16 protein-coding genes and 3 tRNA genes are annotated in these 14,973 nt (G+C 72.2%); 6 read left to right on the top strand and 13 right to left on the bottom strand.

Features of this window, described 5'->3' with window-relative positions:
- The first annotated feature begins 83 nt into the window (after positions 1–83).
- Both ACSU6M_RS20285 and ACSU6M_RS20280 read left to right on the top strand, forming a co-directional pair.
- Positions 84–1,310 (top strand): pyridoxal phosphate-dependent aminotransferase, encoded by a 1,227-nt coding sequence (locus ACSU6M_RS20285; RefSeq protein WP_437071163.1) that lies wholly within the window; start codon positions 84–86, stop codon positions 1,308–1,310.
- A gap of 120 nt (positions 1,311–1,430) precedes the next feature.
- On the top strand, positions 1,431–2,462 hold the full coding sequence (locus tag ACSU6M_RS20280) for an adenosine deaminase (RefSeq protein ID WP_437071162.1): 1,032 nt from the start codon (positions 1,431–1,433) through the stop codon (positions 2,460–2,462).
- A gap of 16 nt (positions 2,463–2,478) precedes the next feature.
- Here the strand turns inward: ACSU6M_RS20280 and ACSU6M_RS20275 are convergent, their stop codons facing one another.
- The 10 genes from ACSU6M_RS20275 to ACSU6M_RS20230 form a co-directional block, all read right to left on the bottom strand.
- Positions 2,479–3,138 carry a DsbA family protein gene (locus ACSU6M_RS20275; RefSeq protein WP_437071161.1) on the bottom strand — a complete coding sequence of 220 codons (660 nt, stop codon included), beginning with the start codon at positions 3,136–3,138 and terminating at the stop codon, positions 2,479–2,481.
- Positions 3,139–3,251: 113 nt separating this feature from the next.
- Positions 3,252–4,307, bottom strand: coding sequence for a UDP-N-acetylmuramate dehydrogenase (locus ACSU6M_RS20270; RefSeq protein WP_437071160.1), 1,056 nt, complete (start codon positions 4,305–4,307; stop codon positions 3,252–3,254).
- A 94-nt stretch (positions 4,308–4,401) separates the two neighbouring features.
- Positions 4,402–4,791 (bottom strand): DUF3291 domain-containing protein, encoded by a 390-nt coding sequence (locus ACSU6M_RS20265; protein ID WP_437071159.1) that lies wholly within the window; start codon positions 4,789–4,791, stop codon positions 4,402–4,404.
- A gap of 34 nt (positions 4,792–4,825) precedes the next feature.
- Entirely contained in the window at positions 4,826–6,277 is a 1,452-nt protein-coding gene (locus ACSU6M_RS20260) for an MFS transporter (protein ID WP_437071158.1), read from the bottom strand.
- Positions 6,278–6,369: 92 nt separating this feature from the next.
- Positions 6,370–6,939, bottom strand: a complete 570-nt coding sequence (locus ACSU6M_RS20255; RefSeq protein ID WP_437071157.1) for a TetR/AcrR family transcriptional regulator — start codon at positions 6,937–6,939, stop codon at positions 6,370–6,372.
- Between the two features lie 253 nt (positions 6,940–7,192).
- Positions 7,193–7,621, bottom strand: a complete 429-nt coding sequence (locus ACSU6M_RS20250) for a MaoC family dehydratase (protein WP_437071156.1) — start codon at positions 7,619–7,621, stop codon at positions 7,193–7,195.
- 7 nt (positions 7,622–7,628) lie between these two features.
- A complete protein-coding gene (locus ACSU6M_RS20245) occupies positions 7,629–8,081 on the bottom strand; it encodes an FAS1-like dehydratase domain-containing protein (RefSeq protein ID WP_437071155.1) in 453 nt (150 codons plus the stop codon).
- 172 nt (positions 8,082–8,253) lie between these two features.
- Positions 8,254–8,418, bottom strand: coding sequence for a 50S ribosomal protein L33 (rpmG, locus tag ACSU6M_RS20240; protein ID WP_003948671.1), 165 nt, complete (start codon positions 8,416–8,418; stop codon positions 8,254–8,256).
- An 88-nt stretch (positions 8,419–8,506) separates the two neighbouring features.
- Positions 8,507–8,579: transfer RNA gene (locus ACSU6M_RS20235), tRNA-Met, on the bottom strand.
- A 46-nt stretch (positions 8,580–8,625) separates the two neighbouring features.
- Positions 8,626–8,698 (bottom strand) — tRNA-Thr (locus ACSU6M_RS20230).
- A 329-nt stretch (positions 8,699–9,027) separates the two neighbouring features.
- Between ACSU6M_RS20230 and ACSU6M_RS20225 the strand changes: the two genes are divergently transcribed.
- Complete coding sequence (locus ACSU6M_RS20225; RefSeq protein ID WP_437071154.1) at positions 9,028–10,284, top strand: amidohydrolase family protein; 1,257 nt, start codon at positions 9,028–9,030, stop codon at positions 10,282–10,284.
- Positions 10,285–10,430: 146 nt separating this feature from the next.
- The gene (locus tag ACSU6M_RS20220; RefSeq protein WP_437071153.1) at positions 10,431–11,087 is read left to right on the top strand and encodes an SDR family oxidoreductase; all 657 of its coding nucleotides are present in this window, start codon (positions 10,431–10,433) and stop codon (positions 11,085–11,087) included.
- Positions 11,088–11,400: 313 nt separating this feature from the next.
- Here the strand turns inward: ACSU6M_RS20220 and ACSU6M_RS20215 are convergent.
- Positions 11,401–11,482, bottom strand: a tRNA-Tyr gene (locus tag ACSU6M_RS20215).
- Positions 11,483–11,651: 169 nt separating this feature from the next.
- Here ACSU6M_RS20215 and ACSU6M_RS20210 point away from each other — a divergent pair.
- The gene (locus ACSU6M_RS20210) at positions 11,652–12,140 is read left to right on the top strand and encodes a YajQ family cyclic di-GMP-binding protein (RefSeq protein ID WP_437071152.1); all 489 of its coding nucleotides are present in this window, start codon (positions 11,652–11,654) and stop codon (positions 12,138–12,140) included.
- Positions 12,141–12,235: 95 nt separating this feature from the next.
- A complete protein-coding gene (locus tag ACSU6M_RS20205; RefSeq protein ID WP_437071151.1) occupies positions 12,236–13,483 on the top strand; it encodes an APC family permease in 1,248 nt (415 codons plus the stop codon).
- A gap of 40 nt (positions 13,484–13,523) precedes the next feature.
- On the opposite strand, the gene ACSU6M_RS20200 is transcribed toward ACSU6M_RS20205, so the two are convergent.
- Entirely contained in the window at positions 13,524–13,916 is a 393-nt protein-coding gene (locus ACSU6M_RS20200; RefSeq protein ID WP_437071150.1) for a YccF domain-containing protein, read from the bottom strand.
- Positions 13,913–14,776: a zinc metalloprotease HtpX gene (htpX, locus tag ACSU6M_RS20195; RefSeq protein WP_437071149.1), complete on the bottom strand. Its 864-nt coding sequence runs from the start codon at positions 14,774–14,776 to the stop codon at positions 13,913–13,915. The genes ACSU6M_RS20200 and htpX overlap by 4 nt, the downstream gene beginning before the upstream one ends.
- Positions 14,777–14,973: the final 197 nt, after the last annotated feature.

Raw genomic sequence — 14,973 nt, 5'->3', positions numbered from 1 at the left:
GCCTGTTCACACCTGTGCCCGTCCCTGTTCAGTCCGTGAAACCCGTGTGCCGGGCGGGTTTCCGGTCTGGAACGATGGGCCCCATGAGCGCTGCAACCCCTCCCACCGAGCGCCGGGTCTCCGCCCGAATCGGCGCGATCTCCGAGTCCGCCACCCTCGCCGTGGACGCCAAGGCCAAGGCCCTGAAGGCCGCCGGGCGTCCGGTGATCGGTTTCGGTGCCGGTGAGCCGGACTTCCCGACCCCGGACTACATCGTCGAAGCCGCCGTCGAGGCATGCAAGAACCCCAAGTACCACCGCTACACGCCGGCCGGCGGTCTGCCCGAGCTGAAGGAGGCCATCGCCGCCAAGACGCTGCGGGACTCCGGCTACCGGGTGGAGGCCGCGCAGGTCCTCGTCACCAACGGCGGCAAGCAGGCCATCTACGAGGCGTTCGCCGCGATCCTCGACCCGGGCGACGAGGTCATCGTCCCGGCCCCGTACTGGACGACGTACCCGGAGTCGATCCGGCTGGCCGGCGGTGTGCCGGTGGAGGTCGTCGCGGACGAGACGACCGGCTACCGCGTCTCGGTGGAGCAGCTGGAGGCCGCTCGCACGGAGAACACCAAGGTCCTGCTGTTCGTCTCGCCCTCCAACCCGACCGGCGCGGTCTACACCCGCGAGCAGATCGAGGAGATCGGCCGCTGGGCCGCGGAGAAGGGCCTGTGGGTCCTGACCGACGAGATCTACGAGCACCTGGTCTACGGCGACGCCGAGTTCCACTCCCTGCCGGTGGTCGTGCCCGAGCTCGCCGACAAGTGCATCGTGGTCAACGGCGTCGCCAAGACGTACGCGATGACCGGCTGGCGGGTGGGCTGGGTCATCGGCCCGAAGGACGTCGTGAAGGCCGCGACGAACCTCCAGTCGCACGCCACCTCCAACGTCTCCAATGTGGCCCAGGCGGCTGCGCTGGCCGCGGTCTCCGGTGACCTGTCGGCCGTCGAGAAGATGAAGGAGGCGTTCGACCGCCGCCGTCGCACCATCGTGCGGATGCTCAACGAGATCGACGGTGTGCTCTGCCCGGAGCCCGAGGGCGCGTTCTACGCCTACCCGTCGGTCAAGGGCCTGCTCGGCAAGGAGATCCGCGGCAAGCGGCCGCAGGACACGGTCGAGCTGGCCGCGCTGATCCTGGAGGAGGCCGAGGTCGCGGTCGTCCCGGGCGAGGCGTTCGGCACGCCGGGCTATCTGCGGCTGTCGTACGCGCTGGGCGACGAGGACCTGGTCGAGGGCGTCTCCCGCATCCAGAAGCTGCTGGCCGAGGCCCGCGACTGAGGCACGCGCGCGTGGACGGGCCGTCTCCCTGCGGGGAGGCGGCCCGTTTCTTCGTACGAGCAAGGCCCCGTGGGGGGAAACCGCTACCGGGACCGGAGGGACGTACGGCAGGATCGGCGGATGGAGCGTGTACGTGATGTCTCTGAACTGCCGAAAGCCCATCTTCACCTGCACTTCACCGGCTCGATGCGGCCGGGGACCGTGCTGGAGCTGGCCGACAAGTACGGCGTGCGCCTGCCGGAGGCCCTCAGCGAGGCCCTGACCAGCGGGGAGCCGCCGGAGCTGCGGGCGACGGACGAGCGGGGCTGGTTCCGCTTCCAGCGGCTGTACGACGCGGCCCGCTCGTGCCTCAGGGAGCCCGAGGACATCCAGCGGCTGGTGCGCGAGGCGGCGGAGGAGGATCTGCGGGACGGCTCGGGCTGGCTGGAGATCCAGGTGGACCCGACCTCGTACGCGCCGCGGCTCGGCGGGCTGATCCCGGCGCTGGAGATCATCCTGGACGCGGTGGAGACGACCTCGCGGGAGACCGGTCTGGGCATGCGGGTGCTGGTCGCCGCGAACCGGATGAAGCACCCCCTGGACGCGCGCACCCTGGCCCGCCTCGCGGTGCGCTACGCCGACCGGGGCGTGGTCGGTTTCGGGCTGTCGAACGACGAGCGCCGGGGCATGGCACGGGACTTCGACCGCGCCTTCCACATCGCCCGCGAGGGCGGTCTGCTGTCGGCCCCGCACGGCGGCGAGCTGACCGGCCCCGCCTCGGTCCGCGACTGCCTGGACGACCTGCACGCCCACCGGATCGGGCACGGTGTGCGCGCGGCGGAGGACCCGCGGCTGCTGAAGCGGCTGGCCGACCGGGGGGTGACCTGCGAGGTGTGCCCGGCGTCGAACGTGGCCCTGGGCGTCTACGAGAAGCCCGAGGACGTCCCCCTGCGCACGCTGTTCGAGGCGGGTGTCCCGCTCGCGCTCGGCGCCGACGACCCGCTGCTGTTCGGCTCCCGCCTCGCGGCCCAGTACGAGATCGCGCGCCACCACCACGGCTTCACCGACCGGGAGCTGGCGGAGCTGGCCCGGCAGTCGGTGCGCGGGTCGGCGGCGCCGGAGGAGACGAAGGCGAAGCTGCTGGCGGGGGTGGACGACTGGCTGGCGGGGTGAGGGCGGGCCGGGAGGGTCACTGGGAGAGGATCAGCAGCGGCAGCCGGGGCGCGTCGAAGATTCCGTCGACCACCTTGCCGTTCACCTTCATGGTGGGCGTGCTCCCGACGCCGGAGAGGTCGAACGCCCGCTGGGAGCCGTCGACCCAGTCGCGGTGCGTCATGCCCTTGACCGCCGCGTCGAACTCCGGCCCGCGCAGGCCGTCCACCTTCGAGGCCATGTCCAGCAGGAACGTCTCGGTGTAGCCGTCGACGGACTCCTCCGGCTGGTTCGCGTAGAGCACTTCGTGATACTCGACGAACCGTCCCTCGTCCACGGCGGCCCGCAGGGCGTTGGCCGCCTTGCGCGAGCCTTGACCGCCGAGCTTGCCGTCGAGGAACGAGGCCAGCGTGTACTCGACCTTGACCTCACCGGTCATGACCATGTTGCGCAGGGTCTCGCCGCTGCCCTGGGTCTCGAACTGCTCGCAGGCCGGGCACCGCATGTCCTCGTAGAGGTGCACGGTGGTCCCGGCCGTGGGCGAGCCGACGATGATCGTGGTGCCGTCCGGGCCGATGGCCTCGGCGATCTCCTCGACCGACGCGTACGCGTCGGCCTGCGCCGCCCGCTCGTCGCCGGTGCCGGCGTCCTGCCCGCCGCACCCGGTGGCGAGCACCGCGACCATGGCAGCGATCACGGCTGTACGACGACGTCCTGCGCCCCGCATGAAAAGTCCCTCCCTGATGCGCCTGACCTGGCGCGACGGGGCGACTCTATGCGGTCGGCCGCCGGCCTCGGCGCGCCGGGCGCCTACAGGCTGACGCCGACCGTCACCGGCTCGTTGACCAGCGTGATGCCGAACGCCTCGCGGACCCCGGCGACGACCTCGCGGGCGAGGGCGAGGAGGTCCTCGGTGGTGGCCCCGCCGCGGTTGGTGAGGGCGAGGGTGTGCTTGGTGGAGATACGGGCCGGGCCGCTTCCGTAGCCCTTGGTGAAGCCGGCCTTGTCGATCAGCCAGGCCGCGGAGGTCTTGGTGTGCCCCTCCCCCGCCGGGTAGGCGGGCGGCTCGACGCCGGCGCCCAGGCGCTGCTCCACGCGGGCGAGGAAGGCCGCGAACTGGGCGTCGGTGAGGATCGGGTTGGTGAAGAAGGACCCGGCCGACCAGGTGTCGTGGTCATCGGGGTCGAGCACCATGCCCTTGCCCGCCCGCAGCTTCAGCACGGTCTCCCGGGCGTCGGCGAGCGGCACCCGGTCGCCGGGCCGCACGCCCAGCGCGCGGGCCGTCTCGGCGTACTTGATGGGCGCCGACAGCCCGCCCGCGTCCTCCAGTTCGAAGCGGACGCGCAGGACGACATACCGCTCGGGGTCGGCCTTGAAGCGGCTGTGGCGGTAGGAGAAGGCGCACTCGGCGTTGGTCAGGGCGACCGTCTCGCCCGCGCGGCGGTCGTAGGCGATGACCTCGGTGATGGTGGCGGAGACCTCCTGGCCGTACGCCCCCACGTTCTGGATCGGGGTCGCGCCCGCCGAGCCGGGGATGCCGGCCAGGCACTCGATGCCGGCCAGCCCGGCCTCGACGGTGCGGGCGACGGCGTCGGTCCACACCTCGCCGGCGGCCAGCTCCAGGCGGGTGCCGGTGAGCTCGACGCCGCGGGTGGCGATGCGCAGGGCGGTGCCGGCGAAGCCCTTGTCGCCGATGACCAGGTTGGAGCCGCCGCCGATGACCAGCAGCGGGGTGCCGCCGGCGTCGGCCTCGCGGACGGCGTCGATCACCTCGGCGTCGGTCGTCGCGGTGACCAGCCGGGTGGCGGGGCCGCCCAGCCGGAAGGTGGTCAGCGGAGCGAGGGGGGCGTCGTGGAGTTCCTGCACGTGCTCAAGACTACGAGACGCCACCGACAGCCCCGGCACGCGCGCGTACGGCCCCGCCCAGGGGTGGGCGGGGCCGTACGCGCGCGTGTGCGGCTCAGTTGTCACGGGTCAGGCGCCGGGACGCCTCCGCCCAGTCGAGCGGGAGCTCGGCGGCGGGGACCGCCCAGGTCGCGTACCGCACGTCCGCCATCTCGGCGGCCAGGCCGCGCGAGGTCGGGGCGTGGCTCCCGGCGCGGGCGAAGGTCTTGAGGGCGGCCGGCGACTCCCACGCGGACAGCGTCCAGAAGGTGCGCCTGAACGGCTGCGCCTTCAGGGTGGCGCCGTACGCGCCGGGCGCCCGGCTGACCTGCCGCCACACGCCCGGCGTACGGGCGAGGAACTTGAGTGCTCCCCACAGGGTGCGGGTCTCGAAGCGGGAGGCGAAGACGTGGGCCTCGGCGCCGGTCGGCGGGGTGTTCGGCACGGTCCAGGGCAGGGTGGGCACGGCGGACTCCTCTCGGCGGTCGGTGCGGGCGGGGTCAGTGGGAGGCGCCGGCGGGGACCTTGGCCGGGGCGGCCTCGGTGGCGTCGCCGGTGAGGACCGTCGCGGCGCGGCCGGAGGGGATCACCAGGGCGGCGAGCCCGGCGAGGGCCACGATCCCGGCGCCGACGGCGACCGCGGGCCGCAGTCCGTCGACGAACGCCTGGGCGGACTCGTAGCCGCCCTGCGCCGCGAAGATCGAGGACATGATCGCGATGCCGAGGGCTCCGCCGACCTCGCGCAGGGCGTTGTTGGCGCCGGAGGCGATGCCCTGCTCCTTGGCCGTGACGCTGGCCATGACCAGGGCCGAGGCGGGCGCGAAGAACAGTGCCATGCCGATGCCGCTGAGGATCAGGCCGGGCAGCTGGGAGGCGTAGGAGGCGTCGGCGGTGGCCACCCAGGCGAGGTGGGCGAGGCCGGCGGCCTGGAAGAAGAGGCCGGCGGCGACGACGGGACGGCCGCCGATGCGGTCGGAGAGGATGCCGGCGATGGGCGCGACCAGCATGGGCATGCCGGTCCAGGGCAGCATCCGCAGCCCGGCCTCGGTGGGCGAGTAGCCGAGCACGCCCTGCATGTACTGGCTCAGCAGGAAGATCGAGCCGAACATGCCGAGGAACATCAGCATGCTGGCGGCGTTGATCCCGGCGAAGGCGCGGGAGCGGAACAGCCGCATCGGCAGCATGGCGTTGCGGGCGCGGGTGCCGTGCACGACGAACGCGGCGAGCAGGGCGGCGCCGGCGATGAGGCCGAGCAGGACGGTCCCCGAGGTCCAGCCGTCGACCGGGCCGCGGACCAGGCCGTACACGATGCCGAACAGACCGCCGCTGGCGAGCAGGGTGCCGGGCACGTCGAGCGGGGCGCCGGTGCCGCGGGACTCGGCGAGGCGCAGCCGGGCGAGCGGCAGCAGGGCGATGCCCAGCGGGACGTTCAGCCAGAAGATCCACTGCCAGGAGACGTGCTCGGTGAGGGTGCCGCCGATGAGCGGTCCCGAGGCGACGGCGAGTCCGTTGACGGCGCCCCAGATCCCGTACGCCATCCCGCGCTTCTCGGCGGGGACCGCCGCGGTGAGCAGGGTCAGCGTGAGCGGCATCATCACGGCCGCGCCGACGCCCTGCACCGCGCGGGCGGCGATCAGCGAGTCGATGCCGGGGGCGAGGGCCGCGGCGGCGGAGGCGGCGGTGAAGATCGCGAGCCCGACGCCGAAGAGCCGGCGGCGGCCGAAGCGGTCGCCGAGCGCGGCGCCGAACATCAGCAGCACGGCGAACGTGAGCGTGTACGCGCTCACGGTCCACTCCAGGTCGTGCAGCGCGCCGCCGAGGTCCTCGCGGATGGCGGGCAGCGCGGTGGTGACGACGAGGTTGTCGAGGGCCGCCATGAACCCGGCGACGCTGGTGATGGTGAGGGCCCACCCGACCGATCCGCGGCGGGCTCCGGTTGCGTTGTGCGACATCTCTCCCCCAGAGGATGTTCAGGAACCGATGATTAGTAATTGCTGACTAACTTTCGCGGGCGTGAAAAGGCGGCGGACCGCCCGTCCTCGCGCTACTTCCCCGGCGCGTCCTTGCGCCGCGAGGACTCGTAGATCCCTTCCCAGACCCGGTGATCGGACGGAAAGCCCATGGCGATCAGGCAGTTGATGAGCATGCCGTAGGCCATGAAGGTCGTCGTCTCCTCCACGTCGGCGCCGAGCGGCAGGTGAACGGTGTCCCACAGCCGCATCCAGCTGGCGCGCACCGCCTCGCCGAACTCGTGGTCGCCCTCCTGCTCGGCGGCGCCCACGGCGATGTACATCTGCAGCTGCATCAGCAGTCGCTCGGGCTGCTCGGCGATGACCTGGGTGTACGCGTTGGCCATCGCGTGGAGGGCCTCTTCACCTTCAAGCCCCTTGGAGGCATCCCCGAACGTGCGGATGGTGGTCTCCATGCACCACTCGGCCGCCGCCAGGAAGATGGCCTTCTTGCCCGGGAAGAGCCGGAAGAGATACGGCTGCGAGACGCCGACACGCTTGGCGATCGCCTCGGTCGACGTGCCGTGATAGCCGCCGCGGGCGAACTCCTTCACTGCCGCGCGGATGACGCTCTCGCGTCGCTCTTCTGCGCTCATCCTGACCATGCTTCGAAGTTAGTGCCCAATCACTAACTATGTCAAGCGGTGACGTGGCCGGGGTTCTCCGGTGGTCTGGGGCGCGGGGTTCTCCGGTGGTCTGGGGCGCGGGGTTCTCCGGTGGTCAGGGGCGCGGGGTTCTCCGGTGGCCAGGGGCGCGGGGGCCTCGGCGTGCGAGGGCGCGAAACTCGGCGGTGCGAGGGCGCGAAAAAGGGGCGCCCCCCGTCGGCGGGGCGCCCCCTTCGGCACGTACGGGTGCGGGTCAGGCCAGTCGTACGACCGCCCGGGACATGGCCAGCACCTTCTGCCCGGCGCTGGTGACCGTGAGGTCCACGCGGACGGTGTTGTCGTCGAGCTTGGCCGCGACCTTGCCGCCGACCTCGATCTGGGCACCCTGGTCGTCGTTGGGGACGACGACGGGCTTGGTGAAGCGCACCCCGTACTCCACGAGCGCGCCCGGGTCGCCGGTCCAGTCGGTGACCACGCGGGCGGCCTCGGCCATGGTGAACATGCCGTGCGCGATGACGTCCGGCAGCCCGACCTCCTTGGCGAACTTCTCGTTCCAGTGGATCGGGTTGAAGTCGCCGGAGGCGCCCGCGTAGCGGACGAGGGTGGCGCGGGTCACCTGGAAGGTCTGCGCGGGGAGTTCGGTGCCGACCTCGACGTCGGCGTACGCGATCTTGGCGGTCATCTGCTGCTCACGCCTCCTCGGCCGCGCGGGCCACGAGCTTGGTCCAGGCGGTGACGACGTGCTCGCCGGCCTCGTCGTGCACCTCGCCGCGGATGTCCAGGAAGTCGTTGCCGGCCATGGACTTGATCGCCTCGATGGTCGAGGTGACCGTCAGCCGGTCGCCCGCGCGGACCGGGCGGCTGTAGGCGAACTTCTGGTCGCCGTGCACCACCCGGCTGTAGTCCAGGCCGAGCTGCGGGTCGTGGACGACCTCCTGCGCGGCCTTGAAGGAGATCGCGAAGACGAAGGTCGGCGGGGCGATCACATCGGGGTGCCCGAGCGCCTTGGCGGCCTCGGGGTCCGTGTAGACGGGGCTGGAGTCCCCGATGGCCTCGGCGAACTCACGGATCTTCTCCCGGCCCACCTCGTAGGGCTCGGTGGGCGGATAGGTGCGCCCCACGAAGGACTGGTCGAGTGCCATGGCTCGGCGCCTCCTGGTCTGAGCGGTTGTTTCGACGTGTCGACGGTCGAGGCCGGGGCCTTTCGGCGCTCGGCGTCTCGGCTGTTCCGACTGTTCCGACTGTTTCAGTGGGAGGAAACGGCACGAGGCCGCCCCCCTGAATGATGGGGGCGGCCTCGTACGTGAGTCTGAGTCAGCGCGTCTCGCGGTGCGCGGTGTGCGCGTTGCAACGCGGGCAGTGCTTCTTCATCTCAAGACGGTCCGGGTTGTTACGCCGGTTCTTCTTGGTGATGTAGTTCCGCTCCTTGCACTCCACGCAGGCCAGCGTGATCTTCGGGCGGACGTCGGTGGCAGCCACGTGAGTGCTCCTTGACGAACGGGTAGGTGATTCAACGCAAGAAAGAGTAGCCGATCGAAGGACCGACCCCGCAATCGGCTACTGTTAGTAGCGGTGACCGGACTTGAACCGGTGACACAGCGATTATGAGCCGCTTGCTCTACCGACTGAGCTACACCGCTGCGGTTCGATCAGTTCCCGTCTTGCGACGGGAACCTCTCCAACCAGAGCCCCAAAACGGAATCGAACCGTTGACCTTCTCCTTACCATGGAGACGCTCTGCCGACTGAGCTATTGGGGCGAGCGATGAAGACATTACACGGTCCGCGGCCGTTCACCCAAATCCGTATCCGGAGACCCCGCGGCCCCCTCCGCACACGGCTCCCGGCAGCCCTTCGGGTCCCACCCGTCACATACGTCCACCTGGGGCCACGCCGGTACGACTATTGCGCTCCTCCCGGCCGACGAGCGGCGGCCGTCCTAGGCTCGACTCACTCTGCGTGATCTTGCGCTCCGGCGCCTCGCGGAGCCCTCCACGATCAGCCCGCCCCCGAGTCCCGCCCCCGAGTCCCGAGCCCGAGACCTGAGCCGAGCACTGAGCCGAGCCCTGAGCCGAGCCCTTGGAGCGCGATGCCCGACAGCCAGCCGCAGCCGCCCCCGTCGTCGTCCTCGCCGGGCTCCTCCGGGCAGTCCGAGACGCTGCTGCTGTGCGGGGCGCGCCTCACCGACGGCCGGACCGTCGACGTACGGCTGGGCGGCGGGCGCATCGAGGCGGTCGGCACGGCCGGCAGCCTCGGCGGGGCCGCCCAGAGCCCCGGCGCGCGCGTGGACCTCTCCGGCTATCTGCTGCTCCCCGCCCCGGCCGAGCCGCACGCCCACGGCGACACCGCGCTCACCGCCGACGAGGGCGGACCGGTCTCGTACGACCCCCGCGACGTGCAGCGCCGCGCCACCGAGGCGGCCCTGCTGCAACTCGGGCACGGGGCGACGGCGGTGCGCTCCCATGTGCGTGTGGGCGATGTCACGGGGCTGGGCGCGCTGGGTGCCGTGCTGCAGGCGCGGCGCTCACTGCGCGGGCTCGCCGAGCTGACCACGGTGGCCGTGCCGCGGCTGCTCACCGGGGTCGCCGGGGCGGACGGGCTCGCCATGCTGCGCGACGCGGTGAAGATGGGCGCCTCCGTGGTCGGCGGCTGTCCCGACCTCGACCCCGATCCCACGGGCTATGTGGAGGCGGTCCTGGAGGTCGCCTCCGAGCACGGCTGCCCCGTCGACCTGCACACCGACGCCGGCGACCCGGCCCGCCTGGCCCGGCTCGCCGCGATGGCGGGCGGGCTGCGGCCGGGGGTGACGCTGAGCCCCTGCGGGGGTCTGACCCGGCTGCCGTCCGACGCCGCCTCCCGCACCGCCGACCAGCTCGCGGCGGCCGGGGTGGGCGTGGTGTGCCTGCCGCAGGGCGGCTGCGCGGGCGTCGACCGGCGCGGTACGGCGCCCGTACGGCTGCTGCGCGCGGCCGGCGTACGCCTCGCCGCCGGCAGCGGGGCGCTGCGGGACGTCTCCAACCCGGTGGGCCGCGGCGACCCCCTGGAGGCCGCCTACCTGTTGTCCTCACGCCACGGGCTGCGCCCCGAGGACGCCTACGACGCGATCAGCGCCTCGGCACGCGCCGCGCTGGGGCTCCCGGAGGTCCGCGTCGAGGCGGGCTTCCCGGCGGAACTCCTCGCCGTCCGCGGCGACCGCCTCTCCGGCGCCCTGTCGCTGGCCTACAGCCGCATCGTCATCCACCGGGGGCGGGTGGTGGCCCGCACCAGCGCGGTCCGGGAGTACTGCAACTCGGCGGCGGCAGCGGAACTGGGACTGCCGCGGCAGGGGCGTGGCGAGGTGTCGTAGGCGGGCCGGGCAGGGGGCGCCGCCGGCCCCGGCCGACGAGCCCCCGCCCCGGTGGGCGACGGCCTGCCGTGGGAGCGGCGCTCGCTCCCCGGCCCGGCGTTCGAGCCGCGCGGCGGGGCGGGGCGTTCGGGCGTACGGTCGGAGACATGCGCATTGTCATCGCTGGTGGTCATGGTCAGATCGCGCTGCGGCTGGAGAGGCTGCTGTCGGCGCGGGGTTACGAGGTGGCGGGCATCATCCGCACCGCGGAGCAGGGCGACGACCTGCGCCGGGCGGGTGCCGAACCGGTGCTGCTGGACCTGGAGTCGGCGTCGGTGGAGGAGGTCGCCGCGCAACTGCGGGGCGCGGACGTGGCGGTGTTCGCGGCGGGCGCGGGGCCGGGCAGCGGGGCGGCCCGCAAGGACACGGTGGACAAGGGCGCGGCGGTGCTGTTCGCGGACGCGGCGGTCCGGGCGGGCGTACGGCGGTTCCTCGTCGTGTCCTCGATGGGCGCCGACCCCGCGCACGAGGGCGACGAGGTCTTCGACGTGTATCTGCGCGCCAAGGGCGAGGCGGACGCGTACGTCCAGGGCCTGGACGCGCTCGACTGGACCGTCCTGCGGCCGGGTTCCCTCACGGACGACGCCGGGACCGGTCTGGTGCGGCTGGAGGCGCACACGGGCCGCGGCCCGGTCACGCGCGACGACGTGGCCGCCGTGCTCGCGGAGCTGATCGAGACCCCGGCGACGGCCGGCCTGACCCTCGAACTGGTCGGCGGCTCCGTGCCGGTGTCGGTCGCGGTGAAGTCGGTGGCGGGAAACTGACCTCAGAACAGCGGCAGCTGCCCCGGGAACTCCGGCACGGCATAGCCGTCCAACGAGGGCTGCACAGCGCCCAACTGCGCGGGTCTCCTCGACCCCGCGCACGACACGAGCCGGTCGCCCTCCCGCATCCCCGGCGGATCGTGCCGGGCGAACCGTCCTGCGACGACGGCGATCTCACGACGGCACTCAGGGCACAGCCTGCGACGGGACGACGACATACCCCCAGTCTGCCCGCCCCCTCTGACAACGCCCCCCAACAGGCCGGGAAACGCGAAGACCCCCTCCGCTGTCGCGGAGGGGGTCTTCCCCAGTGTGGCGGCGCCAGGATTCGAACCTGGGTAGGCTAAGCCGACGGATTTACAGTCCGCTCCCATTGGCCACTCGGGCACACCGCCATGGGATCGCTGCTCGGGGCGGCCTTTCGGCTGTGCTCCCTGGCAACGACGTAAACAATACCTGATCCCGGGGGGTGCTTCGCCACCCGGTTGATCAGTGGTGAGATCGCTAGGCTTGCGCCGTACCCGCAGAGCGTCATCACCGCATCCGAGCAAGGAGCCACACGTCATGGCCGACTCCAGTTTCGACATCGTCTCCAAGGTCGAGCGGCAGGAGGTCGACAACGCACTCAACCAGGCCGCCAAGGAGATCTCCCAGCGCTACGACTTCAAGGGCGTCGGTGCCTCGATCGCGTGGTCCGGCGACAAGATCCTCATGGAGGCCAACTCCGAGGACCGGGTCAAGGCCGTCCTGGACGTGTTCCAGTCCAAGCTGATCAAGCGGGGCATCTCGCTGAAGGCCCTGGACGCGGGCGAGCCGCAGCTCTCCGGCAAGGAGTACAAGATCTTCGCGTCGATCCAGGAGGGCATCTCCCAGGAGAACGCCAAGAAGGTCGCGAAGATCATCCGCGACGAGGGCCCCAAGGGTGTGAAGGCCCAGGTCCAGGGTGACGAGCTGCGTGTCACCTCCAAGAGCCGCGACGACCTCCAGGCCGTCATCGCCCTGCTGAAGGGCAAGGACTTCGACTTCGCGCTGCAGTTCGTCAACTACCGGTGACCTCACCGTCCTGAAGGGCGGGCACCCCGGATTCGCCGGGTGGCCGCCCTTCTCGGCGGACCGGTTGTTCGATCGCGTTCGCTAGGGTGCGCCGCATGACGCACTCCTCCGGTCCCGCACTGCGCCGCACGCTCGGTGTGGGCGACGCCGTGGTCATCGGGCTCGGCTCGATGGTCGGGGCCGGCATCTTCGCCGCCCTCGCCCCTGCCGCGCGCGCGGCGGGCTCCGGGCTGCTGCTCGGGCTCGCGCTGGCCGCCGTGGTCGCGTACTGCAACGCCATGGCCTCGGCCCGGCTGGCCGCGCTGTACCCGGCCTCCGGCGGCACCTATGTGTACGGCCGTGAGCGGCTCGGCCCCTTCTGGGGCTACCTCGCCGGCTGGTCGTTCATCGTGGGCAAGACCGCCTCCTGCGCCGCGATGGCGCTCACCGTCGGCGCGTACGTCTGGCCGGAGCAGTCGCACGCGGTCGCCGTGGCCGCGGTGGTGGCGCTGACCGCGGTCAACTACGGGGGCGTGCAGAAGTCCGCCCTGCTGACCAGGGTGATCGTCGCCGCCGTACTCGCCGTGCTGGCGCTCGTGGTGGCCGTGTGCCTGGGGTCGGGGGACGCCGAGGCCGCCCACCTGGACATCGGTACGTCCGGCGGGGTGGACGGGGTGCTCCAGGCCGCCGGGCTGCTGTTCTTCGCCTTCGCCGGGTACGCGCGCATCGCCACCCTCGGCGAGGAGGTGCGCGACCCGGCCCGCACCATTCCGCGTGCCGTCCCGCTCGCCCTGGGCATCGCGCTGGCCGTGTACGCGTGCGTGGCGGTCGCCGTGCTGGCCGTGCTCGGCCCCGAGGGGCTCGGGCGGGCGACGGCCCCGCTGGCGGACGCGGTGCGCGCGGCCGGGGTGCCGGAGCTCGCGCCGGTCGTGCGGGTGGGTGCGGCGATCGCCGCGCTGGGCTCGCTGCTGGCGCTGATCCTGGGCGTCTCGCGCACCACCCTCGCGATGGCCCGCGACGGCCATCTGCCCGCCCCGCTCGCCACCGTGCACCCCCGCTTCCAGGTCCCGCACCACGCGGAACTCGCCGTCGGCGCGGTCGTCGCCGTCCTGGCCGCCACGGCCGACCTGCGCGGCGCGATCGGCTTCTCCTCCTTCGGCGTCCTGACCTACTACGCCATCGCCAACGCCTCCGCCTGGACCCTCGACCCGTCCCCCAAGGCACGCGCCCTGCCCGCGCTGGGCCTGATCGGGTGCGCGGTCCTGGCGTTCGCGCTGCCCGGCGCCTCGGTGCTGACCGGGGCGGCGGTACTGGCGGCGGGCGTCCTCGCCTACGGCGTACGCGCGCGCAGGGCGGCCGCCTAGGGCCTGCCGCCCGACCCGTCCGGGCCTCGCCGGCCGCCGGTCAGCGCGCGGCGAACGGCCTGTCCGTCGGGACGATCTCGCGGCCCAGCGGGACCAGGGAGACCGGTATCAGCTTGAAGTTGGCTATGCCGAACGGGATACCGATGATCGTCAGGCACAGCAGGATGCCGGTGGCGATGTGGGCGAGGGCGAGCCACCAGCCGGCCAGCAGCAGCCACAGGACGTTGCCCACGCAGGACGGGGCGCCCGCGTCGCGGCGCTCGACGGTGGTGTAGCCGAAGGGCCACAGGGCATAGACGCCGATCCGGAACGCGGCGATGCCGAACGGGATGCCGATGATCGTGATGCAGAGCAGCACACCGGCGGCCAGGTAGCCGAGGAAGAGCCAGAAGCCGCTCAGGACGAGCCAGATGACGTTCAGGATCGCTTTCATCGGCCGGGACCTGCCATCTGCTCGAGGCGGGCGATGCGCTCCGCCATGGGCGGGTGGGTGGAGAACATCCGGGACATGCCCTGGCCGGGCCGGAACGGGTTGGCGATCATCATGTGGCTCGCGGTCTCGATCCGGGGCTCGGGGGGCAGCGGGAGCTGCTTGGTGCCGGTCTCCAGCTTGCGCAGGGCGGAGGCCAGAGCGAGGGGGTCGCCGGTGAGCTGGGCGCCGGAGGCGTCGGCCTCGTACTCGCGGGAGCGGCTGATGGCCAGTTGGATGAGGGTGGCGGCGAGCGGGCCCAGGATCATGATCAGCAGCATGCCGAGCAGGCCGGGGCCGTCGTCGTCGTCCGAGCGGCCGATGGGGATCAGCCAGGCGAAGTTGACCAGGAACATGATCACCGAGGCGAGCGCTCCGGCGACCGACGAGATGAGGATGTCGCGGTTGTAGACGTGGCTGAGCTCATGGCCGATGACGCCGCGCAGCTCGCGCTCGTCGAGCAGGCGCAGGATGCCCTCCGTGCAGCACACGGCGGCGTTTCTCGGATTGCGGCCGGTGGCGAAGGCGTTGGGCGCCTCCGTCGGGGAGATGTACAGGCGGGGCATGGGCTGGCGGGCCTGCGTGGAGAGCTCGCGGACCATCCGGTAGAGCGCCGGGGCCTCGAACTCGCTGACCGGGCGGGCCCGCATGGCGCGCAGGGCCAGCTTGTCGCTGTTCCAGTACGCGTACGCGTTGGTGCCGAGCGCGATCAGTACCGCGACGACCAGTCCCGTACGGCCGAAGAAGCCGCCGATGACGATGATGAGTGCGGACAGTCCCCCGAGGAGTACTGCGGTCCTGAGCCCGTTGTGCCGGCGGTGCACGGTACGCCCTCCAAGTGGTGCGGCAGGGGAACCCTTTGCTGGTCGATCTCCGGTGCCACTGGTGCCGTGGTGTCACGTCCAGTGGACCCTCCCGCTGTGAACAACGCGAGGCGAGAGCCACTAGTTCCCTTGTGCGCGCGGGGGCGGGCGGAGGCGGGCGTCGGCCGTACGGGTGACCCGCCTCCGTGCCTGCGGCG

It is taken from the genome of Streptomyces sp. enrichment culture, from assembly GCF_964272895.1.
Classification (GTDB): domain Bacteria; phylum Actinomycetota; class Actinomycetes; order Streptomycetales; family Streptomycetaceae; genus Streptomyces.
The sequence above is the reverse complement of the archived record's forward strand: the minus strand, read 5'-3'. Positions and strand labels throughout refer to the sequence as shown.